The 24579-nt window shown below is 37.5% G+C and carries 21 protein-coding genes; 17 read left to right on the top strand and 4 right to left on the bottom strand.

From position 1 onward, the window contains the following. The first annotated feature begins 17 nt into the window (after nucleotides 1-17). The 10 genes from X781_RS07750 (at nucleotide 18) to lptD (ending at nucleotide 10457) form a co-directional block, all read left to right on the top strand. The gene (locus tag X781_RS07750; protein ID WP_025236320.1) at nucleotides 18-764 is read left to right on the top strand and encodes a hypothetical protein; all 747 of its coding nucleotides are present in this window, start codon (nucleotides 18-20) and stop codon (nucleotides 762-764) included. Between the two features lie 11 nt (nucleotides 765-775). Continuing rightward, nucleotides 776-1333, top strand: a complete 558-nt coding sequence (locus tag X781_RS07745; RefSeq protein ID WP_025236319.1) for a septation protein A — start codon at nucleotides 776-778, stop codon at nucleotides 1331-1333. Next, the gene (yciA, locus tag X781_RS07740) at nucleotides 1323-1787 is read left to right on the top strand and encodes an acyl-CoA thioester hydrolase YciA (protein ID WP_025236318.1); all 465 of its coding nucleotides are present in this window, start codon (nucleotides 1323-1325) and stop codon (nucleotides 1785-1787) included. Before X781_RS07745 ends, yciA begins: the two co-directional genes overlap by 11 nt. A 1-nt stretch (nucleotide 1788) precedes the next feature. Continuing rightward, entirely contained in the window at nucleotides 1789-2070 is a 282-nt protein-coding gene (locus X781_RS07735; RefSeq protein WP_025236317.1) for a YciI family protein, read from the top strand. An 80-nt stretch (nucleotides 2071-2150) separates the two neighbouring features. Further along, complete coding sequence (gene glnE / locus X781_RS07730) at nucleotides 2151-5042, top strand: bifunctional [glutamate--ammonia ligase]-adenylyl-L-tyrosine phosphorylase/[glutamate--ammonia-ligase] adenylyltransferase (protein WP_025236316.1); 2892 nt, start codon at nucleotides 2151-2153, stop codon at nucleotides 5040-5042. 80 nt (nucleotides 5043-5122) lie between these two features. After that, a complete protein-coding gene (locus X781_RS07725) occupies nucleotides 5123-5500 on the top strand; it encodes a YacL family protein (protein ID WP_025236315.1) in 378 nt (125 codons plus the stop codon). Between the two features lie 75 nt (nucleotides 5501-5575). Beyond that, nucleotides 5576-6163 (top strand): Der GTPase-activating protein YihI, encoded by a 588-nt coding sequence (gene yihI / locus X781_RS07720; protein ID WP_025236314.1) that lies wholly within the window; start codon nucleotides 5576-5578, stop codon nucleotides 6161-6163. Between the two features lie 16 nt (nucleotides 6164-6179). Next, entirely contained in the window at nucleotides 6180-6647 is a 468-nt protein-coding gene (locus tag X781_RS07715) for a DUF2489 domain-containing protein (protein ID WP_025236313.1), read from the top strand. After that, on the top strand, nucleotides 6647-8014 hold the full coding sequence (gene hemN / locus X781_RS07710; protein ID WP_025236312.1) for an oxygen-independent coproporphyrinogen III oxidase: 1368 nt from the start codon (nucleotides 6647-6649) through the stop codon (nucleotides 8012-8014). Before X781_RS07715 ends, hemN begins: the two co-directional genes overlap by 1 nt. Nucleotides 8015-8123: 109 nt before the next feature. Beyond that, the gene (gene lptD / locus X781_RS07705; RefSeq protein WP_025236311.1) at nucleotides 8124-10457 is read left to right on the top strand and encodes an LPS assembly protein LptD; all 2334 of its coding nucleotides are present in this window, start codon (nucleotides 8124-8126) and stop codon (nucleotides 10455-10457) included. Nucleotides 10458-10607: 150 nt separating this feature from the next. Here the strand turns inward: lptD and X781_RS07700 are convergent, their stop codons facing one another. After that, a complete protein-coding gene (locus tag X781_RS07700) occupies nucleotides 10608-11501 on the bottom strand; it encodes an IS256 family transposase, variant Zn-binding type (protein ID WP_442914790.1) in 894 nt (297 codons plus the stop codon). A 137-nt stretch (nucleotides 11502-11638) separates the two neighbouring features. Next, nucleotides 11639-14278: a phosphoenolpyruvate carboxylase gene (ppc, locus tag X781_RS07695; RefSeq protein WP_025236310.1), complete on the bottom strand. Its 2640-nt coding sequence runs from the start codon at nucleotides 14276-14278 to the stop codon at nucleotides 11639-11641. A 177-nt stretch (nucleotides 14279-14455) separates the two neighbouring features. On the opposite strand from ppc, the gene X781_RS07690 reads away from it, so the two are divergent. Beyond that, complete coding sequence (locus tag X781_RS07690) at nucleotides 14456-14860, top strand: FKBP-type peptidyl-prolyl cis-trans isomerase (protein WP_235068738.1); 405 nt, start codon at nucleotides 14456-14458, stop codon at nucleotides 14858-14860. A 153-nt stretch (nucleotides 14861-15013) separates the two neighbouring features. Here X781_RS07690 and tkt read toward each other — a convergent pair whose 3' ends face one another. Continuing rightward, the gene (gene tkt / locus X781_RS07685; RefSeq protein WP_025236308.1) at nucleotides 15014-17020 is read right to left on the bottom strand and encodes a transketolase; all 2007 of its coding nucleotides are present in this window, start codon (nucleotides 17018-17020) and stop codon (nucleotides 15014-15016) included. Between the two features lie 340 nt (nucleotides 17021-17360). Between tkt and rpmE the strand changes: the two genes are divergently transcribed. The 6 genes from rpmE to ilvY all read left to right on the top strand — a co-directional run bounded on the left by rpmE (nucleotide 17361) and on the right by ilvY (nucleotide 21912). After that, a complete protein-coding gene (gene rpmE, locus X781_RS07680; RefSeq protein ID WP_006249284.1) occupies nucleotides 17361-17573 on the top strand; it encodes a 50S ribosomal protein L31 in 213 nt (70 codons plus the stop codon). A 68-nt stretch (nucleotides 17574-17641) separates the two neighbouring features. After that, entirely contained in the window at nucleotides 17642-18205 is a 564-nt protein-coding gene (locus X781_RS07675; RefSeq protein ID WP_025236307.1) for a GTP pyrophosphokinase, read from the top strand. 21 nt (nucleotides 18206-18226) lie between these two features. Next, complete coding sequence (locus X781_RS07670; protein ID WP_025236306.1) at nucleotides 18227-18991, top strand: glycosyltransferase family 25 protein; 765 nt, start codon at nucleotides 18227-18229, stop codon at nucleotides 18989-18991. Then, a complete protein-coding gene (locus X781_RS07665; RefSeq protein WP_025236305.1) occupies nucleotides 18981-20021 on the top strand; it encodes a glycosyltransferase family 4 protein in 1041 nt (346 codons plus the stop codon). The genes X781_RS07670 and X781_RS07665 overlap by 11 nt, the downstream gene beginning before the upstream one ends. Nucleotides 20022-20059: 38 nt before the next feature. After that, on the top strand, nucleotides 20060-21025 hold the full coding sequence (locus tag X781_RS07660; RefSeq protein WP_025236304.1) for a glycosyltransferase family 8 protein: 966 nt from the start codon (nucleotides 20060-20062) through the stop codon (nucleotides 21023-21025). Then, nucleotides 21025-21912 (top strand): HTH-type transcriptional activator IlvY, encoded by an 888-nt coding sequence (ilvY, locus tag X781_RS07655; RefSeq protein WP_025236303.1) that lies wholly within the window; start codon nucleotides 21025-21027, stop codon nucleotides 21910-21912. The genes X781_RS07660 and ilvY overlap by 1 nt, the downstream gene beginning before the upstream one ends. 100 nt (nucleotides 21913-22012) lie before the next feature. Here ilvY and lon read toward each other — a convergent pair whose 3' ends face one another. Then, a complete protein-coding gene (lon, locus tag X781_RS07650) occupies nucleotides 22013-24415 on the bottom strand; it encodes an endopeptidase La (RefSeq protein WP_025236302.1) in 2403 nt (800 codons plus the stop codon). Nucleotides 24416-24579 lie beyond the last annotated feature (164 nt).

Below are 24579 nucleotides of genomic sequence, written 5' to 3'. Positions count from 1 at the left end.
TATTTGAAGGATATTTTATGCCAATTAAATTTGTGGATTTATTACAACAAAGTTGGAATTTTATGCGTAATCAGCAATCTTTCACACTGTTTGCGATAATGACTATTGTGGTGGTGCAGCTGGTATTTATTTTATTATTGCCAACTTCGCCGGAAATGGTTGCAAATCAGCAGCCACAACAAATTCAAATTGATAGCTCAAAATTATTAGCTATTTTAATGCCAACTGTTTTATTAGGAATTGCCAATTTATTTATGACAGTATTGATGATTTTAAACATTCAATCTATCAATAATGGCAACTATCAGCACTTTTTCCAAAATGCGGGTGGAGCATTAAAACACTTTTTACCTGTTTTAATGTTGCAATTTATTATGGTACTTCCTCTTTCGTTGGGGGCTTCTTTTGCGATGGCATCGCCTGAAACTGTGATTATTGCTTTGCCTATGCTAGTGGTTGGTTTTTATTTTTTCATTAAATTGTCGATCGTTATTTATGCTTATTTATTAGAAAAACCACAGAAAACCTTATCAGAAAGTATTAAATTTACCTTCCAATTGTCGCGTGGAAAAATGTTGCCATTAATTTTATTTTGTGTGATCTCTTATTTATTACCGGGAATGCTATCTCGATTATTGGTGGTTTTTGGTAATGATTTTGTCGGGGCACTAATTACCGTTGTTTTCAGTGCGGTAATTAATGTATTTATGGCAATTTTTAGTTTCCGCTTTTATCAAGTTTATCGCCAAATGCCGGCAAATTAATAGGAGATTAAATGAAACAATTACTTGAATTTATTCCGCTGATTCTGTTTTTTGTCTTTTACAAAATGGACGGCATTCAAATGGCATCAATTGTGTTAGTTGTGGCAACGATCGCACAAATGATAGTCTTAAAAGTGCTTTACGGTAAAATTGAAAAGCAACAACTTATTATGAGCGGAGCAGTGGTCTTTTTTGGTTTGCTCAGTGCTTATTTTAATGAAGTGAAATATTTACAATGGAAAGTTACCATCGTTTATTCACTTTTCGCTCTCGTGCTATTAGTAAGCCAATTTGTGTTTAAAGCACCGTTAATTAAAAAATTACTCGGTAAGGAAATTAATTTGCCGGAGCAAGTGTGGAATAAAATCAACTTCGGTTGGGCTATTTTCTTTATTATTTGTATGTTACTCAATATTTATATTAGCCAATATTTATCCGAAGATGTTTGGGTTGATTTTAAATCCTTTGGCATTATCGGATTAACATTGGTTGCAACAGTTATAACGGGTTTTGTACTTTACCCTTACCTAAAAGAGGCTGAAAAACAGGAAAAACAAGATGAAAAATGAACCTTATGAAAAAGATCCTGAAGGGAAACTGATTTTAAGAACGCTTGCAATGCCATCAGACACCAATGCTAATGGTGATATTTTTGGTGGTTGGATTATGTCGCAGATGGACTTAGGCGGTGCAATTTTAGCGAAAGAACTTGCGAAAGGCAGAGTTGTTACGGTAACAGTAGATAAAATGATTTTCCACAGACCAATCTCTGTCGGCGATGTGGTGTGTTGCTACGGCAAATTGATGCACGTTGGTCGTTCTTCAATGCAAGTAAAAGTTGAAGTGTTTATCAAGCAGGTTTATGAAGGCACGCGTGAACGTTTTCTGGTAACAGAAGCGTTATTTACTTATGTTGCTACTGATAAAGAAGGTAAACCTCGAGCTGTGCCAAGAGAGAATAATCCGGAATTAGATGAAGCTTTATCATTAATTACCCCAACTACTACTGAACAAGGAGAATAGTATGTATTACGTCATTTTTGCACAAGATAATCCGAACACGTTGGAAAAACGTTTAGAAGTACGTCCTGCACATTTAGCTCGTTTAGAGAAATTGCAGGCTGAAGAGCGTTTATTAATTGCCGGTCCTAACCCAACGGAAGATGGCACAGGCGTAACAGGTTCGACGGTTATTGCTGAATTTAACTCTCTTGAAGAGGCTCAACAATGGGCAAGCCAAGACCCTTATGTTGATGCAGGTGTATATGGCGATGTGATTGTTAAGCCGTTTAAGAAAGTGTTTTAATTTTTTCTCCCCTCTTTAGCAAAGAGGGGAATGGATAAAGTGTGCAATACCAATCCATTCCCAATTTTGAGCCTAAATTTATGCTTACCACTCTAATTTCCCAATCCCAACTTAATTTACCAGCCGATTTGCAAAATTCTGAGCAAATTCAACCGCTTGTTGTGGCGATGGCAATGTCTAATTTAGTCAAACAAACCTTGCAGAAACATCCTGATTTACTGGAGCAATGGGTTCATTTTCCTCCAACAGTAGAGGAGTGTGGTAATTATGCCACTCGTTTAAATGAGCTTTTAGCAACGATTGAAAATGAGGAACAACTTAGCAGAGCATTGCGACAATTTCGCCATCGTGAATTAGCTCGATTGAGCTTTTTGCAATCAAACAAACTTGCTACAGTTGAATTTGTATTTCAACGCTTATCAGACTTAGCTGAAAGTCTGATTTTAACCGCAAGAGATTGGCTATTTAAAAAGTGTTGTGAAGAATATGGTACGCCAATGAATAGCTTGGGGGAAAGGCAAGAAATGCTGATTTTAGGAATGGGGAAACTTGGTGGAGGAGAGCTAAATTTTTCATCTGATATTGATCTCATCTTTACTTACCCTGATGCCGGCGAAACAGTGGGGGGACGTAAGCCGATTGAAAACAGCAAATTTTTTACCCGACTCGGTCAGCGTTTAATTAAAGCTCTTGATGATATTACCGCTGATGGCTTTGTATACCGTACTGATATGCGGCTTCGTCCTTTTGGCGACAGCGGAGCGTTAGTATTCAGTTTTGCCGCAATGGAGGATTACTACCAAGAGCAAGGGCGTGATTGGGAACGTTATGCGATGATTAAAGCCAAAATTTTGGGCGAAGAGAGTCAAAACATCAATCATCGCTACTTAAAACAGATGTTACGACCTTTTGTTTATCGTCGTTATTTGGATTTTTCTGCAATCCAATCTCTACGTGAAATGAAGCAAAAAATCAGCCGTGAGGTGGTTCGTCGTAGTTTAACGGATAACATCAAACTTGGTGCCGGTGGTATTCGGGAAGTAGAATTTATTGTACAAACTTTCCAGATGATTCGTGGCGGGCGAGATAAAATTTTACAGGAACGCAGCCTGTTAAAAGTACTCCCTAGCTTGAGTGAGCTGAATTTATTAACGCAATCACAGGTAGAAAAACTGCATAATGCCTATATTTTTTATCGTCAAGTGGAGAATGTACTACAAGCGATTGATGATAAACAAACGCAAACTTTACCGACAGATCTTGATGATCAAGCTCGTCTTATTTTTGCTTGTCGGAGCTATTGGCAGCAAGCCTTAAATAGCGAAGATAGCATTTTTATAGAACACTCATTTAGCGATTGGGCAGGATTTTTAGCGGTGTTAAGTTGCCACCAAAATGAGGTTCGCCACATTTTTAATGAATTGATTGGTGAGGAAGAAAATGAAGATGAAGCCTCTCCACTAAATGAAAAATTAGCTGAATGGAAAGATATTCTGAATTACAACATCTCATTAGAAGATTTGTCTGCCATATTAAAAAATTATCCCCGAGTCGCAGAAAGCGATTATGAGACGATTTTCCACCATTTTTCTACGACTTTCCAAGATTGGGTAAAACGCCCGATTGGAGTAAGAGGGCGAGAAGTGCTTCGCAATTTAATGCCGAAAATCGCAGACAGCATTTTTGAGCGTGAAGATTATTTATTACTTTTACCTCGTTTGCTCAACATCGTAGATAAAATCACAACCCGTACAACCTATCTGGAATTGATGGTGGAGCGTGAACAGATCTTGCCACAGCTATTAACACTCTGTAGCAAATCGGTAATGATTGCCGAGCAAATTGCTCGCTACCCAATGTTGCTTGATGAACTGATAAGATACAACGGCTTAACCGAAGTGCTAGAGCTTGAGCAGTATCAATCTACCTTACAGGATTATTTAATCCGCATTCCAGAAGAAGATGAAGAAGCCTTGATTGATGGTTTACGTCAGTTTAAACAAACCCAAATTTTACGTATATCGGCTGCTGATATTTTGGGGGGGCTGCCCGTTATGAAGATCAGCGATCACCTTACTTACTTAGCACAAGCCATTATCAATGCGGTAGTGAATATGGCGTGGAAGCAGGTTAGCCGGCGTTTCGGTACACCTGAACATTTAGAGTCTGATGAAAAAGGCTTTGCGGTTATTGGCTATGGAAAATTAGGTGGGATTGAACTAGGCTATAATTCAGACCTTGATCTGGTTTTTTTGCATAATGCTCCAGAAGATAGCCAAACGATTGGCGGTAAAAAGGAAATTTCAAGCCATCAGTTTTACTTAAAACTTGCTCAAAAAATTAACTCGATTTTTAACCTTAACACCAGTGCCGGCGTGTTATATGAAGTGGATATGCGACTTCGCCCGTCCGGTGAAGCAGGGCTTTTAGTCAGCACCTTTAATGCCTATGAACACTACCAACAAAATGAAGCTTGGACGTGGGAAAGTCAAGCCCTTGTGCGGGCAAGATGTGTGTTTGGGGCAGAGTATTTAAAGCAAGAGTTTGAACGCATCCGTCAATCTACCTTGGCATTACCTCGCACAAGCGGTCAATTACGCCAAGAAATTTGCGAAATGCGGGAGAAAATGTATCAGCACCTAAGTTCCCATTCGCAAGACAAATTCCATATCAAAACCGATCAGGGCGGCATTACTGATATTGAATTTATTGCTCAATATTTGGTGCTGGCTCACAGTAATGAAAATCCACAAATGGCGGTATGGTCTGATAACGTGCGGATTTTCGACAGTGCGGTGGAATGCGGCATTTTAAGTCTACAAGAGAGCGAGCAGCTCAAACATTGCTACACATCACTTCGCAACAAAATTCACCATTTAAACTTACTCCGCAAAGAAAGTGTAGTTGAGGCAGCAGAATTTGTGGAAGAGAGGGAGTTTGTGAGAAAAATGTGGCAATCATTATTGAACTAAATGGTAAAATTTTTCCAAAAAACAACCGCTTGTTAGGCTATAATAGCCAACCAAACAGACCAATTCAAAGGAGAATAGGTATGGAATATCAATTTACGCATAGTATTCACGGGATTGTGGCAAAATGTTCGATGGATCACGAGGCATTTGCCCGTTGGTTGAATACTGAAATTACAGGTAATCCGAAAGAGTTGGAAACCATTTTTGCTGAAATTGAAAAGTGCAGAGCGGCTTTCCCAAATCATTATGAATGCGTATTTGAAGGACGTGAATACAGTATTTATTTTGATTATGATGAGGTGATGGCAAAAGCGAATAACTTAGATGCGGCTTTTGACGAAGAAGAAATGGAAGAAGGTTTTCAATTTTACAATGAAGAGAGTATTGCGTTTTGTGGCTTAGATGATTTTGAAAAATTTCTGAAAGCCTATCGGCACTTTATGCAAACTTACCATTAATTGAAATCAACGCTATTAAGGCAAGGTAATTCCTTGTAGAATAGCGTTTTATTAAAACTAGATGATGAAACAATTATGAGTCGTACGAAAAAAACACGCCGCATTACTGATATTATGCCGGCAAGAAAAACAGATAAACCAAAGCAACCAACCCCTAAATTAGGTGGTGGTAAAAATCGTAAATTAACCCGTTATGAGTTAGATGCTCAAGCTCGTGAGGAAAAGCGTAAACGCAAGCATAAAGGTTTACCGACTGGTTCTCGTAATGCTGATCCGGCAGAGCAGAAAAAAGCGGTTGAGAAAGAAGTAAAAGATCCACGTATCGGTAGCCGTAAAAAAGTGCCGTTAATGGTGGAATTTGTTAATCAACCGGAAAAAGGGCGTACGATTAAGCCTGTTCCGGTTGAACCTGTAAAACCAACGCTTTCACCTGAGCAAGAGTTAGAGCAATTAGAAAATAATGAATGCTTAAATCAGCTATTAGATGATTTAGAAGCAGGCAAAACGTTATCGCTTGAAGATCAGAAATTTATGAATGAATGTTTAGACCGCATTGATGAATTAATGACGGAACTTGGCATTGAATTTGAAGATGAAGACGGTGATAACGGTGATGCGTTATTACGCCAATTTGAAACAATGGATATTAATAAATTCCGCTAACGGATAGCAAATTATGATGCTAAAAATATTCCTGATTGTACTAGCTATACTTATTCTGATTTCAATGGCTGGTTATGCAATCCATTTAATGCTTAAAGTCCGTTTACAAAAAAGACGTGAGCAAGAGTTGATTGAAGAAGCTAAACAATCACAAAAAGCCCGCTATCTACGTATTTTAGAAAGCATTGACGTGATTACCAGAGCAATGATTTCTGAACAATGCGATCTTTCCGAAGGCGTTTTACGTTTAAAGCCTCTGTTAGATGTATTGGGTAAAAAATTAAGCCACTATAATGCGATGTGGGCGTTATATGAAGTGGTGGAAAATATGCCGATTTTAGATGAACGTAAAAATTTAAAACGCAATGAACGAATGAAACTTGATTTAGAACGTGAGGCAAAAGAAGCTGAGCTTGAAGCCGAGATTAAAATCGAGTGCGAGCAATTATTAAAAGATATTGAAGAAATGAGAAAGGCAGTCTAATGTCGGAAATTATTTGGGATTTAGCCCTTATTCAAAAATATAACCATTCAGGTCCTCGTTACACCTCTTACCCAACGGCATTAGAGTTTAACGAAAATTATACTAATGATGATTTTATTGCAGCGGCTGCTCGTTATCCTGAGCGTCCGCTTTCGCTTTATGTACATATTCCGTTTTGTCATAAACTGTGCTATTTCTGTGGCTGTAATAAAGTGATTACCCGCCATCGCCATAAAGTTGAAATATATTTAGATTATTTAGAGCGTGAAATTAAAACCCGAGCACCGCTATTTACAAATCGCTTGGTTACGCAAATTCACTGGGGCGGTGGTACTCCAACTTATTTAGATGAAGATCAATCTGCACGTTTGATGCAAATGTTGCGTACTCATTTTGAAATTAGCGAAGATGCTGAAATCAGTATCGAGATGGATCCGCGTGAAATTGAACTAGATATGTTAGATCACCTAAAAGCTATCGGTTTTAACCGAATTAGTATGGGGATTCAAGATTTCGACAAAGAAGTGCAACGCTTAGTAAACCGTGAGCAAGATGAAGAGTTTATTTTTGCGTTAATGAAGCGTGCAAAAGAACTTGGTTTTGTTTCAACCAATGTAGACTTAATTTACGGCTTACCGAAACAAAATGTTGAGAGCTTTATGTACACGTTACAACGTGTGGTAGAATTAAATCCGGATCGTATGAGTGTGTTTAATTACGCACACTTGCCAAGTCGTTTTGCAGCACAGGTTAAAATCAAAGAAGAGCTACTGCCGGCACCGGAAACAAAGCTTACGATCTTACAAAAATCGATCGAATTCTTAGGCGAAAACGGTTATAAATTTATCGGTATGGATCACTTTGCCAAACCTGATGATGAACTTGCGGTTGCCCAAGAAAAAGGGATTTTACACCGTAACTTTCAAGGCTATACAACACAAGAAGAGTGCGATTTGTTAGGTATGGGCGTTTCAGCAATCAGCTTACTGGGCGATACTTACGCTCAAAATCGCAAAGAGTTACAGCAATATTATGCTGATGTGGAAGAAAGTGGCATTGCTTTACATAAAGGTATTGCACTTACCCAAGATGACTGTATTCGCCGTGATGTGATTAAAGCCTTGATTTGTAATTTCAAATTAGATTTTGCAACTATTGAAAAGCAATACGGTATTGATTTTAAAGCCTATTTTGCTGAAGATCTGACTTTATTAGAGCCGTTAGCGGAAGATGAATTATTAACGATTAACGATGATGGCATTGTGGTGTTACCGCGTGGACGTTTGTTAATCCGTAATATTTGCTTATGTTTTGATGTATATTCAAGACAATTAGCGAGAAGACAGCAGTTTTCCCGTATTATCTAGTAGAACAAGCGGTTATTTTTTTAAGATTTTTTGCAAAATATAAAATAATCGGATTTGCAAAAAAACGTTCAAATTCAACTGCTTGTTCCCAATTCAGAAAGGAAAAATAATGAAACAGCGTTATAGCTTACTTTCTCTTGCTGTGATGGCAGCTTGTTATAGTAATTATGCAGTAGCTGATCTAAAGCAACAATGCTTGCTTGGTGTACCTCAATTTCAAGGTGAGGTAGTAGAAGGCGAACAGCTCAGAATGCCTGTTACCATTGAGTCTGACAGTGCGGTGATTAATCAGCCTCGTGATGCAACTTACACGGGTGATGTGACTATTAAACAAGGCAATCGTTCAATTGTGGCTGATCAGGTTCGAGTGGAACAAGACGGCGAAAATGCCCGAATGGCATATTTGCAAGGCAACTTTAACTATCAAGACAATTTGATTCAAGCCACTGGAGCTGATGCTACTATTAATCTGCTTTCCAAAGATGCCAACTTAAGTAATGCTAACTATCAATTAGTCGGCAGACAAGGGCGAGGTACAGCAGAGTATGGTGAATTTGGGGATAGCAAACGTACGCTTAAAAATGCCAGCTTCACTTTTTGTTTACCCGATGACAATTCTTGGCAAATTGACGCGAATGAGATGATCCAACACGTTGATGACGAGTATGCTGAAATGTGGCACGCTCGTTTCAAAGTCTTAGGTGTACCTGTTTTCTACTCACCTTATTTACAATTTCCTATAGGCGATCGTCGTCGCACTGGGTTACTTATTCCAAGTTTTGAGCGTTCAAGCAAAAATGGTTGGACTTACTCTCAACCATTTTACTGGAATATTGCACCGAATATGGATGCGACAATCACACCAACTTACTATTCCCGTCGTGGCTGGCAAGTTAGTCCGGAGTTTCGTTATCTAACTAAAATCGGTCAAGGCTTGGTGGCAACAGAGTATATGGCGAAAGATCGTCTCAGTGAATATCAACCGGAAAATGATGATCGTAAACGTTATTTGCTCCACTGGCGACACGCAATGAGTTTCTTAACCGATTGGCGTTTCTCGGTGGATTACACCAAAGTTAGCGATAGACGCTATTTCTCTGATTTTGATTCAAACTATGGTAACAGTACAGACGGCTACGCAACACAAAATTTTAGATTAGGTTACTATCAACCGAATTACAATATTTCGATTTCAGGTAAAAAATTCCAAACCTTCGATGAATTGGATATCGGACCTTACCGTGTACTCCCACAAATTGACTTTAATTACTACAAAAACGATTTAATTAAAGGTGGCGATTTCAAATTCTTCGCTCAAGCTGCTCGTTTTGAAAATGATAGTAAACTAATGCCAAAAGCGTGGCGTTTCCACGCTGAGCCAACGTTGAACTTCCCATTTGCAAACCGCTACGGTAGTTTGAATTTAGAAACTAAGTTATATGCAACTCATTATTTGCAAAGTAAAGGAAGTGAAAGTACGGAAGAGATCAAGAAAAGCGTAAGCCGAGTATTGCCTCAAATTAAGTTAGATTTCAAAACGGTTTTAGCATCAGATAAACAGCTATTCTCCGGTTTTAATCAAACGATTGAGCCGAGATTGCAATATATTTATCGTCCATACAAAAATCAAAGCGATATTGGTTCTAAACGCCAGAAAAGTGTGAGTTTAGGTTATGATTCGGCACTATTGCAAAATGATTACTTCTCACTATTTAACGACCGCCGTTATAGTGGTTTAGATAGAATTGCTTCAGCAAATTTAATTACAGCCGGTGGAACAACTCGCTTCTTTAACAATGAAACGGGCGAAGAGGTATTCAACTTTAGTTTAGGTCAAACCTATTATTTAAGCCCATCAAAAATTGATGATACATCGGATAATAGCACTGCTAAACGTTCTTCTTCGTGGGCGGCAGAATCTAACTGGAAATTCCATAAAAAGTGGAACTGGCACGGTAGTTATCAATATGACACTCGCTTAAATCAAACTTCTTTAGCGAATATGTCATTGCAATATAAACCGCAATCAGACAAATTGATTCAGCTTAACTATCGTTATGCAAGTAAAGATTATATCAATCAAAACTTAAATACGAATAGATATGGTCAATCTATCAAGCAAATTGGTGGAGTATTAGGTTGGGAATTGACGGATAAAGTATCGATAATGACGAGTTATTATCATGATATTGCTTTGAAGAAACCGGTTGAAGGGCAGCTTTCTCTGAACTACAACACTTGTTGTTGGGCAGCGAATGTCTATGTGGCTCGCCGCTTAGTTTCAACGCCTGTCGGTTCGCCTGATACGATTAACGATTTTTACTACGATAATAAATTCGGGATTAACTTTGAGTTACGTTTTGGCACAAGTTATAGCAATGGCGTATCGAGAATGTTAAAACGAGGCATTATTCCTTATACTGAACCTTACGGTATCAATTAAAAAAAAGCGAGAACATTGTTCTCGCTTTTTTATACTCAATTACAAGCGGTCTAATTTATTTAGAATTTTGGGGATAGTGGACAAAATTGAGTCTGATTTCCCAATGAACTAGCCATAGTGGACATTTTTGAGTCTGCTATGGCTTTATTTTCAACTCTTTTGGCAAACAAAATCCTTTATAAACATCATCTTATGTTCATCAGTTAGTCCTTGATGTGGCACTAATTTGACTTTCATTTGTCTAAAAAATGACTCCACCAAGTTGGTTGTATGTGCAATGTTTAACTCGGGATACGCTTGATAGGTAAATAGATAGTTTATGCTACGTTTTAAACCCCAATAAGCACTCCGTAATCGCTTATGTTTAAATCGTTTTGGGTTGGTTGCAGAATGTTCATTGAAATAACCTTTATGTTTATTTAACCATACAGATAGGGCTAGAGTAAGTGTCTCTTGTGTTTGAAATTTAAGTGAGTAATAAAGCGATAGTAGCTCTTTTCCTGCCTCTGATTTTGGTGATTTTGTTAAATAAAAAATACCTCGCCCGATTTGATGGAAGTGGCACATTTGGGTAGGAATATTGGGGTAAGCATTTAATAATCCTCTTCTTCCATCACAGGTAATTGATTGAATGTTAATTCCTTTTTCAATTAACGCTGAGATAGCGTCAAAATAATATTGATTTTTCTCCGCAGAAATAAAGTGAAAATAAATCGGCTTTAAAGATAAGGAATCCATTAGGATAAGTACAGCAAAACGTTGTTTAAAGTGAGTGGTATCCATCACGATATTTACTGTTTGAGGAAGAGATTTTTGCTCGGCTTTTGTCGCTTTTTCGAGATGCCTTCTAATCGTCCGTTCAGAACATTGGTATTCAAAAGCAAGTTGTTGAATCGTTTGTTTTTGAGAACTGTACTTAAACCAAATTTCTTCGGAATTAAGTCGCTTAGATGCGACAAAGTTACGGTTACAATCAAGGCATTTATAGCGTTGGATACCGTTAATTTTACCGTATTTTTTGAGATTAAAAGATGAGCAGAAAATGCAATTTTTTAGGCATTTTTATAAAAAGTAGGTTAAAGCCTTATATTACAAGGTTTTAACCTAATTTACAGACTCAATTTTGTCCACTATACCAAATTTTGCTAATTTTTGACTAAATCGGACCGCTTATCGCATAATTAGCCTGTATTTCGCATACCGGCTGCGATACCTGTGATGGTAATCATCAGGGCTTGCTCAAGTTCAGGATCAACATTTTCGCTTTGACTACGAATGCGGTGCAATAATTCCACCTGTAGTAAGTTAAGCGGATCTGTGTACACGTTACGCAGAGCGATAGATTCTGCAACCCAAGGTAAATCTGCCATTAATTGACCGTCGTGAGCAAGGGCGAGTACGGTTTTGAGATCGGCTTGTAATTGCGTGCGTAGTGCTTTGCCTAAACGGTGCAAGTTTGGATCAACTAAACGTTGATCGTAATATTCCGCCAACCAAACGTCGGCTTTACTAAATACCATCTCAAGCATTCCAATACGTGTTGAGAAGAAAGGCCATTCATTACACATCTCTTTTAATAGTTTTTCATCGCCTTCGTCAATGAGTTGCTGCAATGCTTGCCCCGCACCTAACCAAGCAGGGAGCATTAGGCGGTTTTGCATCCAAGCGAAAATCCACGGGATAGCTCTTAAGCTCTCAACGCCACCTTTCGGATTGCGTTTTGCCGGGCGTGAGCCAAGAGGTAAGCGAGAAAGCTCTTGCTCTGGCGTTGCTGCTCTGAAATATGGTACGAAATCAGCTTCACCACGTACCATATCACGGTAAATTTGGCAGGAAATTTCCGAGCCTTTTGCTAATACATCTCGCCACTCTTGTTTCGGCTCTGGTGGAGGGAAAATATTCGCTTCTAAAATCGCACTAGCGTAAAGCTCTAAACTTTCTACTGCCACAGCCGGTAATCCTAATTTAAAGCGGATCATTTCGCCTTGCTCGGTTACTCGTAAACCATTTTTCAGTGAACGAGGAGGTTGTGAGAGTAAAGCAGCGTGAGCCGGAGCTCCGCCACGTCCGATAGTCCCTCCACGCCCGTGAAACAGGGTAAGTTCAATATTGTATTTTTCACATAAATTGACTAACGCTTCTTGAGCTCGATATTGTGCCCAGCCGGCGGCTAACATTCCTGCGTCTTTGGCAGAATCGGAATAACCAATCATAATCATCTGGTAATTATTGATAATGCCACGATACCAGCCGATATTAAATAAATCGGTCATCACTTTTTCACTGTGATCTAAATCGCCGAGAGTTTCAAATAGTGGTGCAACAGGAATAGTGAATTTGCAACCGGCTTCTTTGAGCAATAAATGCACCGCTAGAACGTCTGAGGCTTCACGAGCCATTGAAATTACATAAGCAGAAATTACGCCTTTAGGTTGCTCTGCGACGATTTTACAAGTATCTAGTACCTCTTTGGTTTCAGGGCTTGGTGTCCAGTTATGTGGAATTAATGGGCGGCGAGAGGTAAGCTCACGCACTAAGAAGGCTTGTTTATCATCTTCTGTCCAATGCGAGTAATCACCTAAGCCGATATAGCGAGTGATTTCTGCAATCGCCATTTCGTGGCGAGTGCTTTCTTGGCGAATATCTAAGCGTGATAATCCTAAACCAAAGCATCTGACTCGGCGTAAGCAATCAAGTAATGCACCATTTGCGATAATTCGCATACCACAAGCTTGTAAGGATTCATAACAGTCAAATAGAGGCTGCCAGAGTTGCTCATCTGAAGTTAAAATTTCAGTTTCATCAATAGTTGAGATTTTATCTTCTAAGAGTTCTGCATAGTAAATTTCGGTATTAGCCAATTTCTGGCGTAATGCTTTCAGTACCACACGATAAGGCTCTAAATGCTCGCCATATTTTGCACGAAAGTCTGGTGTACATTGTGTAATAGAGAGCTCTTCGGTGAGCTGTTTAATATCTTCTAAGAATAACTCAGCCGCTTTCCAACGATTCATTCTTAATACACGGCGAGTGGTTTCAGCGGTTACAAACGGATTACCATCACGATCGCCACCCATCCAAGAAGAAAAACGAACAGGAGCAAGGCTAACAGGATATTGTACTCCAAAGTGTTTTTCTAAATAGAAATTGAGTTGGCGGCAGAACTCAGGCACAGCAGTCCACAAGCTGTTTTCAATGACTGCCATACCGCCTTTGGCTTCATCAACAGGTGTTGGACGTTGAGTTCTAATTTCATTGGTGTGCCAAGCTAAAGCTATCAGCTGCATTAAACGGCGTTTGATTTTATAACTTTCTGCTTCAGTTAAGTCATTATGTTCTAAAAGATCTAAACATTTATTGATTTCAACGTGTTTGTGTCCAAGTGAACGGCGAGTTACTTCCGTAGGATGAGCTGTTAGCACTAAATCAATTATTAGGCTTTCAACCGTTTTAATCACTTTTTCAACAGGAATATTTTGTGATTTTAAACGAAGAAAAAGTGAATCTAGAGAACGACTACCCAATGATGTATTCGTATGGTGGCGAGAAATAGTTTGATGCTGTTCGGCAATATTCGTTAAGTTTAAAAAATGGCTAAATGCACGAGCAACAGGCAGAACATCATTGTTAGAAATGTTGGCTAATTTATCTAATAATTGATTACGGGCAGTTTCATCACCGGAACGTGAGTTTCTGGATAAAACGCGAATACTCTCAATTAAATCAAGAATATAGTCGCCTTGTGCATCACGAATAGTTTCGCCTAAAAATTCCCCTAACATTTGAATATTGTGGTGTATGCTTGAATATGGCTGATTCATAAAAATTTCCTATGCTAAACATAAATTTAATTAAGTCTAAATATGCCTAAAATGGGTAGAAATAGCAAATAGATTTAATTAAAAATTTGAATTAAATGATCAAAAACAAAAAATTGTTGTCTAATCTACAACTGGCAACTAAATGCTTTTTTATCACAAGAGAGGAATCTGATGAAAATGATGAAATCATTTTATACTTTTAGTTTAGCATTATTAATTGGCGGAGTGAGTTTACCTGCTGCCGTTTTGGCTAATCAAAGTTATCAAACTACGGAACAAGGCTTGCAATATAAAGTGATTAAAGCAAGCAATGGCAAAAAGCCGAGCATCAATGATGATGTGGAAATTCGTTTTAAATCTTATAACGAGAAAGGCGAGTTATTTGAAGGCACTCTGAATAATGTTCCTGTAATTTTACCTGTGCGAGATATGTTTCTGGGACTTCAACAAAGTTTGATGCTGATGCCGGTAGGCTCAGTTTATGAATTTAATATTCCTAAACATTTAGGCTACCAAGAAGAGGGAAGCAAAGCTAAAAAGCCTGTGTTATATCGTATAGAATTATTAAGAATTAATCCTTAGTTTTAATAAACAAGCGGTCAAATTTTATAAATATTTTGCAAATTATCGGCACATTAGCCATTTATGCAAAAAATTATCAAAAATTGACCGCTTGTTTGCCTATAACAAGTACAAAAAAGCAGGAATTTATCCCGCTTTTATACGATGTAAGGATTATAAGATCTCTTTCGCTTTTGCAACTACGTTTTCAACAGTAAAGCCAAAGAGTTTGAATAATTGGTCCGCCGGTGCTGATTCACCGAAACTATTCATTCCTACAACTCGACCTTCAAAGCCAACGTATTTATACCAGAAGTCTGCAATTTGGGCTTCAATTGCAACACGTTTTGTTACTGAACGTGGTAATACAGACTCACGGTATGCTTCATCTTGTTTGTCAAACACATTGGTGCTTGGCATTGAAACAACGCGAACTTTCACACCTTCGCCATCTAATACATCCGCGGCTTTCATTGCTAAATCAACTTCAGAGCCTGTTGCGATTAGGATTAAATCCGGGCAAGTACCTTTTTCACAGCAATCACGCAAGATATAGCCACCACGAGCTACATTTGCTAATTGTTCTGCAGTACGCTCTTGTTGTGCAAGGTTTTGGCGAGTAAAGATCAATGCTGAAGGACCATCTTTACGTTCAACAGCAGCTTTCCACGCGATTGCAGATTCTACTTGGTCTGCCGGTCTCCAAGTTTCTAAGTTTGGAATTAGACGTAATGAAGCAGTTTGTTCTACCGGTTGGTGTGTAGGACCATCTTCACCTAAACCAATTGAGTCGTGAGTATAAACGTATAATACACGTTGTTTCATTAATGCCGCCATACGCACAGCATTGTGAGCGTATTCATAGAACATTAAGAATGTTGCACCGTAAGGAATAAATCCACCGTGTAGGGCAATACCGTTCATAATCGCAGACATACCAAACTCACGTACACCGTAGTTGATGTAGTTACCATCTACATTGTGATCTGCTCGGATTGGTTTTGAGCCGGACCATAAGGTTAAGTTAGAACCTGCGAGGTCTGCTGAACCACCTAAAAATTCAGGTAATGTTGGTGCATAGGCTTCAATCGCATTTTGAGATGCTTTACGGCTTGCAATATTTGCTGGGTTTGCTTGCAGCTTCTCAATAAATGCTTTGCTTTTTGCTTCCCAGTTTGCCGGTAAATCACCTGCCATACGGCGTTTAAATTCTGCTGCTAATTCAGGGTAAGCAGCTTCATAAGCGGCAAATTTTGCATTCCAATCTTTTTCTGCAAGTGTGCCTTTCGCTTTTGCATCCCACTCTGAATAGATTTCCGCTGGAATTTTAAATGGTGCATATTCCCAGTTAAGAGCTTGGCGAGTTAAGGTGATTTCATCATTACCTAATGGTGCACCATGGCAATCGTGAGAAGCTGATTTATTTGGTGAGCCGTAACCGATAATTGTTTTACAGATGATTAGGGTAGGGCGTTCAGTTTCAGCTTGTGCATTTTCAATCGCAAATTTGATTTGTTCTGCATCGTGTCCATCAACATTGCGAATTACTTGCCAACCGTAAGCTTCAAAGCGTTGTGCTGTATCATCAGTAAACCAACCATCAACGTGCCCATCGATAGAAATATTGTTGTCATCATAGAACGCAATTAATTTACCTAAACCTAATGTACCAGCTAACGAGCAAGCTTCGTGAGAAATACCTTCCATTAAGCAACCATCACCTAAAAATGCATAGGTGTAGTGATCAACAATGTTATGACCTTCACGGTTAAATTGTGCGGCAAGTGTTTTTTCTGCAATTGCCATACCTACAGCGTTAGTAATGCCTTGACCTAAAGGACCTGTTGTGGTCTCAACGCCCGGTGCATAACCATATTCAGGGTGTCCCGGAGTTTTAGAGTGTAATTGACGGAATTGTTTTAAATCTTCGATAGAAAGATCGTAGCCTGTTAAATGTAACAAGCTATAAATTAACATTGAGCCGTGCCCATTTGACAGAACAAAGCGGTCGCGATCAGCCCATTTTGGATTGGTTGGGTTGTGCTTTAAAAAATCACGCCATAAAACCTCTGCAATATCAGCCATACCCATAGGGGCTCCCGGGTGCCCTGAATTAGCTTTTTGCACAGCGTCCATACTTAAAAAACGAATTGCATTTGCTAGCACTTTACGTTCTGCCATTGTGTTACTCCTAGTCGAAGAATGTTATATAAAAGAAAGGGATGGAGTTCGATTTTACACTATTTTTTTATAAAATCTCAAAAAAGTAAATGAAAAGTGTGATCTAGCTCACATAATCTGTAGAGATTTAATAGATTACTTTCGATATCGTTCTGTCGGATAGTTTATAAAATAGCAACGATTAATAGTTGATCTTGGCTGGAAATTTCTCTAAAATACGCACTCTTTTTGGCGTTGAGTTATACTCAACATTTTATTAATCACATATGGTACTTGTTCGGCACAGCCCCAAAACGGAAGGCTCGGCAAGTGGCGATATGGTCTCGTTAGAGGTTCTCCAATGAAACAAGGTATTCACCCAGAATATAAAGAAATTACTGCAACTTGCTCTTGTGGTAATGTAGTTAAAACCCGCTCAACAGTAGGTAAAGATTTAAACTTAGATGTATGTGGTAACTGCCACCCGTTCTACACCGGTAAACAACGTGTTGTTGATACTGGTGGTCGTGTTGAACGCTTTAACAAACGTTTCAGCATTCCAAGCTCAAAATAATTTATTAATTATTGCAAACCCCACTGTTATGTGGGGTTTTGTTTATATAAAATGGGTATTCATTTCGTATGTTAAGTAAAATTGAAAAACTGATTGATGAAATTAATAAAGTTCATCTAGCTTTCTCACAAGATTACTTTGAAACCGGTAAAATTGAAAAGGTCAACCTCAAACATACTCTCTCTAAAGTACCTGTTGAACATATTCTGGCTTACCGATTAAATTTACACGAATCTATCAATGATTATTTATATCGTGCTGATTTATATGATACCTCTTATTTTTATCGAGTGAAAACTTCAGAATATATTCTTTACAAAATTGAACGTTTTAATCAGCGTAGCGAAGGTTATCCTGTAAATAGCATTTTAAATGACATATTTGGTGTTAGAATAGTAGTTGATAGTATAACTATTCAGCAAGTAATGGATAATCTAGATATCTGGAAGGAAAAATACGGATTGAAAAATTGGTATTTACGAGATAAAGAAGAATATATCGGTATTCATATCTATTTCAAAAATTCAAGTAACTTTTATTATCCTTGGGAGCTACAAGTTTGGGATAGAAAAGATGCAGAAAAGAATATTCAAAGCCATAGAAAATATAAACGTGGTTTTGTGAATAATTAATGTAATAAGAAAGGTGTAATAATGAAAAAAATTCCTATTTTTGTTATTAATTTAGAAAAATCTCACGAAAGACGAGAATTTATTATTGAGCAATTTAAGTCCTTTCCCGAGGTCGAGTATCAATTTTTCCAAGCAATAAATGGAAAAGAAAACCCTGATTCCCCATTATTTAATCTTTATAATGAACACGAACGTTTTAAGCGTAAAGGAAATCCTATGACTTTATCTCAACTTGGTTGTTGGGCTAGTCATTATTTACTTTGGAAAAAATGTCTAGATTTGGGTGAGCCTATTATCATTTTAGAAGATGATGCAAATATCCAAACTGATTTTTTTGACATATATAAATATTTAGGAAGTGATCATAATATTGAGTTTTGTTGGTTAACTCCCCCATCACCGAGCATTAGAAAAAATATAGGTGAGGTAATGTTTGATATAAATTCAAAATATCAAGTATTAAGATTCTTTAGTGGTTGGGGAAATGCGACTGGATATTTTTTAACTCCGAGTGCTGCGGTGAAATTTCTAAATCAAAGTAAAGAATGGATTTATAATGTTGATATTACAATGGATAGGTATTGGGAAAATAGAGTAGATTATCTTGCTGTAGTTCCTGCTTGTGTTAGACCTGATTCTAATATGGGAAGTAATATTGATATGAAAAAGCCTAAACGTTCTCTAGCTACGAAACTAATGAGAGAGTATTACAAGTTGAAGGATAATATATATAAGTTTAGATATGATATGAATTTGAAGAATAGTAGAGTTAAATATGAAAAATAATATATCAATCGCAATTAATAAGTTTAGAAATGGTGGCGGTACAGAGCGTTATATTCTTGATTTGGTTAATGGTTTTTATTGTATGGGTATATCTCCTAGAGTTTATGCTATGATGATTGATAAAAATATATCTGAGTATAAGAAAATCAATCCATTTAGAGTTAATTTGAGCTTAATTCCAAAACCATTTAAGACACTGCTTTTTTCTCACTTCATTCAAAGAAAGAAAAGAGAAAACGAAATAATTCTTTCTATGGCATATACGAAAGCTGATGTTCTATTTTGTGGAGGACAGCATATAGGTTATTTAAATAGTACGAATACATCACCTACCTTATCTGATCGTATTAAAATAATAACAGAGAAAAAAGCGTTAGATGGTTCTAAAATTATTATTGCTCATTCTAATTTAATGAAGAAAGAGTTAATTAAATTCTATCATATTCCTGAGAGTAAAATAGAGGTTATTTACCCACCTCTTGATATTAAAAAGTTTAATATTGTTAATGTTGATAGACGAGCTGAGCTACGTAAAAAATTTGGCTTTAATGATAATGAAGTTATCTATTTGTTTCCATCAACAGGACATAAACGAAAAGGATTCGATCTACTTGCTAAGTATTTTAAACATAGCGATTTACCTATTAAATTAGTTGTAGCGGGCACGCCAGTGAAAGAGGAAAGAAATATTATTTCTCTAGGCTTTAGGAAAGATATGCCTGAATTATATCAAGCTACAGATTTTACAATTATGGCATCAAGCTATGAACCTTTTGGTTTGGTTGGCTTAGAATCAATTTTTTCAGGAACACCAATAGTATTTTCAGAAAATATGGCTTGCTCAGAAGTGTTGAAAGGTAATTTTGGATATTTGTTCGATAGAAATAACTCTAAAAGTTTAGATGATACTATTAACTTTTCATTTAAAAATAAATTTAGAATAGATAATCCTAATAGTCTTCTTAAGTATAATCCTACATTAGAAGAACATATTGATAGATTGATTAAGATTATTGATTATATAAAATAATTTTATTTATGATTAAATTATAATTGGATTGGATAAAAATGCTTAATTCACAAATTGTAGATAAAGTAGAGTATATAGTTAAAAATCATTCTAAAGAGACGGCCTGGAATATTGCTTATTGCTCTGATGAAAATTATGCTCAATATATGAGGATATCTATTTTTTCCATATTAAGAAACAACGCTGAAGCATATATAAATTTTCATTTGTTTGTTACAAATATTAGTGATTGTGATATTCAGATGCTAAAACTACTGTCAAGTTATAAATGTAATATTACACTATACTATCTAAATTCTTCTTATTTTGATAATTTACCTGTTTGTGGGCATTTTTCTACAGCAATATATTATCGAGTATCTATTCCAATGGTGCTTTCTCATCTTGATAATGTCTTATATTTGGATATAGATACTTTATGTGTTAATGATATATCTTATTTGTTTAAAATAAATATTGATAACTACATTTTAGCTGCAAGTGAAGATAACTTGATGGATTTAATTAATCTAAATAGATTATCTGTTAAGGGGTTAGATGCTAAGTATAAGTATTTTAACTCTGGGGTATTATTGTTTAATATTAAACTTTGGAATGAAAATAATATTTTTAATGAGTTTTTATTGAAGGTTTCAAGTGATTTATTTGATTATCCTGATCAAGATGTACTAAATATCCTACTCTATAATAAAATCGTATTATTAGAGCAAAAATATAATTGGATTGAATGGAATGTTCATCCGGACAAATTAGATAATAAAAATACTAACCTAGCTATTATACATTTTGTAGGTGATATTAAGCCTTGGCATGAGGCAGGTAAAATAAGATTATATAATGAATATATTAAAAACTCTCCTTGGGGAAAGATTAATTATGAAAAACCTAACAGCACAAGAAATTTTAGACGATTTGCAAAAAGGTTATGGAAATTAGGGGACAGGAAAAAAGCAATTAAATACCAAGTTATATATTTTTTAAGGAAGTTAAGAGGTCTTAAATAATGGAATTCCAAAGCCTAAAACTGTTCCTAGATATTGTCCAAACTCGAAGTTTTATTCGTAGTGCGGAAAAAAATTATATGACGGCTTCAACCCTTACTCGCCATATTCAGCGTATGGAAGAAGAGGTGGGGCAGCCGTTATTTTTGCGGGATAATAGACAGGTTCATCTTACCGAAGCAGGGGAAAAGTTCTTAGAATTTGCTCAGCAAGGTTGGGTACAATGGCAGCAACTTCAAAGTCAAATTTCGCCTACGCAAGGCGAGTTAGAAGGCGAGTTGAAAGTGTTTTGTTCTGTAACAGCCTCTTATAGCCATTTACCACCGATCTTATCCCGTTTTAGACAGAAGTATCCAAAGGTAGATATTAAGCTAACCACAGGAGACCCGGCACAAGCCCTGCACGAAGTGCAATCGCTTACTGCGGATATTGCCATCGCAGGCAAGCCGGAGCTGCTACCGAATAATATTATTTTTCACTACATTGATGATATAGAGCTTTCAATTATTGCTCCTCGCGTTGCCTGCCAAGCAACACAGATTTTACAACAATCGCCGATAGATTGGAAAAATGTGCCTTTTATTTTGCCGGTGAATGGACCTGTGAGAAAGCGTATTGACCGTTGGTTTAAAGAGCAGAAAATCAAAGAGCCGAGAATTTATGCTACAGTAACAGGGCACGAGGCAATATTACCAATGGTTGCACTTGGTTTTGGTGTGGCGTTATTGCCTGATGTGGTTATCAAACATAGCCCAATGAATAACCAAGTTTCATATTTAAATTTACCTTCGCCGATTACGCCATTTGAGCTGGGTGTTTGTGTTCAGCAAAGGCGGTTACAAGAACCGATTATCAACGCATTTTGGGCGTTATTGTCTAAAACAGCATAACAACAAGCGGTCCTATTTTTATAGGAATTTGCAAAATGAATAAAAAATTAGACCGCTTGTATCCAAAAAATAAAGGTGCATTACTGCACCTTTATTACTATTATTGAACCGTTGCTTTTGCACGTGGTTTTTTCACCTTAATTTCTGCTTTTGGCAATGCTTCAATTCCCATCGGTGGGTTTTCAAGAGCAATTGCAAGCACTTCATCAATCGTCTCTACGGCGTGAATATTTAATGCTGCTTTGGCATTTTCCGGAATTTCCTCCAAGTCTTTTTCATTCTCTTTTGGAATAATAACCGTTGTAATACCACCACGATGAGCGGCTAGCAGTTTCTCTTTTAAGCCGCCGATTGGCAATACTTTTCCACGTAGGCTGATTTCGCCTGTCATTGCGACTTCTTTACGAACAGGGTTGCCTGTTAAGCTTGAAATTAATGCGGTACACATTGCAATACCGGCACTTGGACCATCTTTTGGTGTTGCTCCATCGGGTACGTGAACGTGGATATCACGTTTTTCGTGGAAGTCTGCCGCAATACCCAATTTATCTGCACGAGAGCGAACTACAACCATTGCCGCTTGGATAGATTCTTTCATCACATCGCCTAATGAACCCGTGTAAGAGAATTTACCCTTACCCGCCACAGAGGCAGTTTCAATGGTTAATAAATCGCCGCCCACTTCTGTCCACGCCAAACCTGTTACTTCCCCAATGCGGTTTTGGCTATCCATTTTGCCGTAGTCAAAGCGTTTTACACCTAAATAGTCTTCAATATTGCTCTCAGAAACCGTGATCGATTTCAATTTTTTATCTAGCACTAAAGCTTTTACGGCTTTACGGCAGATTTTAGCAATTTCTCGTTCAAGCCCACGCACACCGGCTTCACGGGTGTAGTAGCGGATAATGCTTAAAATTGCACCATCTTCCACTGTGAGTTCGCCTTCTTGTAATCCATTATTTTCTTGCTGTTTAGCTAGTAAATGATCGCGAGCAATGTGCATTTTTTCATCTTCGGTATAGCCTGAAAGACGAATGACTTCCATACGATCTAGCAATGCCGGTGGAATGTTCATTGAGTTTGAGGTTGCCACAAACATTACATCAGATAAATCGTAATCTACTTCTAAATAGTGGTCGTTAAAGGCTTTATTTTGCTCCGGGTCTAATACTTCAAGCAACGCTGAGGCTGGATCGCCACGCATATCTTGTGCCATTTTGTCGATTTCATCTAATAAAAACAGTGGGTTACGAACGCCAACTTTCGCCATTTTCATCATTAGAGAACCCGGCATTGATCCAATGTAAGTACGACGATGACCACGAATTTCCGCCTCATCACGTACACCACCTAACGCCATACGTACATATTTACGTCCTGTTGCATTGGCAATAGATTGTCCTAGTGAGGTTTTACCAACACCCGGAGGACCAACTAAGCAGAGGATTGGACCTTTCAATTTATTTAAACGGCTTTGTACCGCAAGATATTCCACAATACGATCTTTCACTCGTTCTAAACCATAATGGTCTTTATCCAGAATTTCCTGTGCTTTAGCTAAATCTTTCTTTACCGCCGATTTTTTATGCCAAGGCATTTGTAAAATCCAGTCGATATAAGTACGCACAACCGTTGCTTCTGACGAGCTTTGCGGCATTGCTTTTAGCTTTTTAAATTCATTATCCAATTTCTCTTTTACATCTGTTGGTAATTTAGATGCATCAATTTTCTCTTTGAGCTTATCTAACTCACTTTGCTCAACATCATCACCATTGCCTAATTCTTTCTGAATGGCTTTGATTTGCTCATTGAGATAGTAATCACGCTGGTTTTTCTCCATTTGTTGCTTCACACGGTTACGGATACGAGTTTCTGTTTCAAGGGTATCCATTTCCGTTGCCATCGCAATTAATAAGGCTTCAAAACGAGCAATGAGATTCGGTTGCTCTAACAGTTCCTGTTTTTTCTTTACCGGAGCAATTAAGTTAGAGGCAATCGTATCTGCTAAGCGATCTTCAAGCGTAATTTTTTGCAGTTTAGGAATAATTTCCGCTGGAATTTTCTTATTATTTTTAACGTAATTTTCAAATTCGGTTAAAGTTGTTTTAGCAATAGTTTTTAATTCTTCATTTTCTTCATCATATTCAGAATAAATAGGCTGAATTGCCGCCCAGAAGCCGTTTTCATCATCGTGAATTTGCTCAATTTTTGCACGAAATTGACCTTCAACCAGCACTTTTACCGTGCCATCCGGCAAGTTTAACATTTGAATGATGTTAGCCGTTACGCCAACAGAATACATATCGTCTTTGCTTGGTTCTTCTTTATTCGGGTCTTGTTGAGTAACTAAAAACAGTTGTTTGTTTGAATCCATCGCCGAACGTAGGGCTTGAATTGATTTTTCACGACCTACAAATAACGGCATAACCATATATGGGAACACCACCACATCACGCAATGGAAGTAGTGGTAATTCAATTGCTTTCTTTTTTCTTGGTGCCATAAATTTGCTCTCTCTATCTAAAATATCGTTATCCCATTATGAGGACGAATTTGGGAAAAACAAGGGAAAATTTGATTTATATTAAAAAAACTCAATAGGCTTAAACAGTAGATGATGACGATTTAATCAATCGTTAAAACCAGAGCAATTTGCTCAATTTCTTG

The sequence above is a fragment of the Mannheimia sp. USDA-ARS-USMARC-1261 genome, assembly GCF_000521605.1.
In the GTDB taxonomy this organism is placed as follows: Bacteria; Pseudomonadota; Gammaproteobacteria; order Enterobacterales; family Pasteurellaceae; genus Mannheimia; species Mannheimia indoligenes.
This window is presented reverse-complemented; position numbering and strand designations above follow the sequence as displayed.

What these genes read in the sequence shown, in the direction of transcription:
- X781_RS07750 (WP_025236320.1), top strand. Translation starts at nt 18, where the DNA reads ATGCCAATTAAATTTGTGGATTTATTACAACAAAGTTGGAATTTTATG.
- ppc (WP_025236310.1), bottom strand. Translation starts at nt 14,278, where the DNA reads ATGAATCAGCCATATTCAAGCATACACCACAATATTCAAATGTTAGGG.
- X781_RS07715 (WP_025236313.1), top strand. Translation starts at nt 6,180, where the DNA reads ATGCTAAAAATATTCCTGATTGTACTAGCTATACTTATTCTGATTTCA.
- hemN (WP_025236312.1), top strand. Translation starts at nt 6,647, where the DNA reads ATGTCGGAAATTATTTGGGATTTAGCCCTTATTCAAAAATATAACCAT.
- X781_RS07735 (WP_025236317.1), top strand. Translation starts at nt 1,789, where the DNA reads ATGTATTACGTCATTTTTGCACAAGATAATCCGAACACGTTGGAAAAA.
- lptD (WP_025236311.1), top strand. Translation starts at nt 8,124, where the DNA reads ATGAAACAGCGTTATAGCTTACTTTCTCTTGCTGTGATGGCAGCTTGT.
- X781_RS07670 (WP_025236306.1), top strand. Translation starts at nt 18,227, where the DNA reads ATGAAAAAAATTCCTATTTTTGTTATTAATTTAGAAAAATCTCACGAA.
- yihI (WP_025236314.1), top strand. Translation starts at nt 5,576, where the DNA reads ATGAGTCGTACGAAAAAAACACGCCGCATTACTGATATTATGCCGGCA.
- glnE (WP_025236316.1), top strand. Translation starts at nt 2,151, where the DNA reads ATGCTTACCACTCTAATTTCCCAATCCCAACTTAATTTACCAGCCGAT.
- X781_RS07660 (WP_025236304.1), top strand. Translation starts at nt 20,060, where the DNA reads ATGCTTAATTCACAAATTGTAGATAAAGTAGAGTATATAGTTAAAAAT.
- lon (WP_025236302.1), bottom strand. Translation starts at nt 24,415, where the DNA reads ATGGCACCAAGAAAAAAGAAAGCAATTGAATTACCACTACTTCCATTG.
- X781_RS07745 (WP_025236319.1), top strand. Translation starts at nt 776, where the DNA reads ATGAAACAATTACTTGAATTTATTCCGCTGATTCTGTTTTTTGTCTTT.
- X781_RS07665 (WP_025236305.1), top strand. Translation starts at nt 18,981, where the DNA reads ATGAAAAATAATATATCAATCGCAATTAATAAGTTTAGAAATGGTGGC.
- ilvY (WP_025236303.1), top strand. Translation starts at nt 21,025, where the DNA reads ATGGAATTCCAAAGCCTAAAACTGTTCCTAGATATTGTCCAAACTCGA.
- rpmE (WP_006249284.1), top strand. Translation starts at nt 17,361, where the DNA reads ATGAAACAAGGTATTCACCCAGAATATAAAGAAATTACTGCAACTTGC.
- tkt (WP_025236308.1), bottom strand. Translation starts at nt 17,020, where the DNA reads ATGGCAGAACGTAAAGTGCTAGCAAATGCAATTCGTTTTTTAAGTATG.
- X781_RS07725 (WP_025236315.1), top strand. Translation starts at nt 5,123, where the DNA reads ATGGAATATCAATTTACGCATAGTATTCACGGGATTGTGGCAAAATGT.
- yciA (WP_025236318.1), top strand. Translation starts at nt 1,323, where the DNA reads ATGAAAAATGAACCTTATGAAAAAGATCCTGAAGGGAAACTGATTTTA.
- X781_RS07690 (WP_235068738.1), top strand. Translation starts at nt 14,456, where the DNA reads ATGATGAAATCATTTTATACTTTTAGTTTAGCATTATTAATTGGCGGA.
- X781_RS07675 (WP_025236307.1), top strand. Translation starts at nt 17,642, where the DNA reads ATGTTAAGTAAAATTGAAAAACTGATTGATGAAATTAATAAAGTTCAT.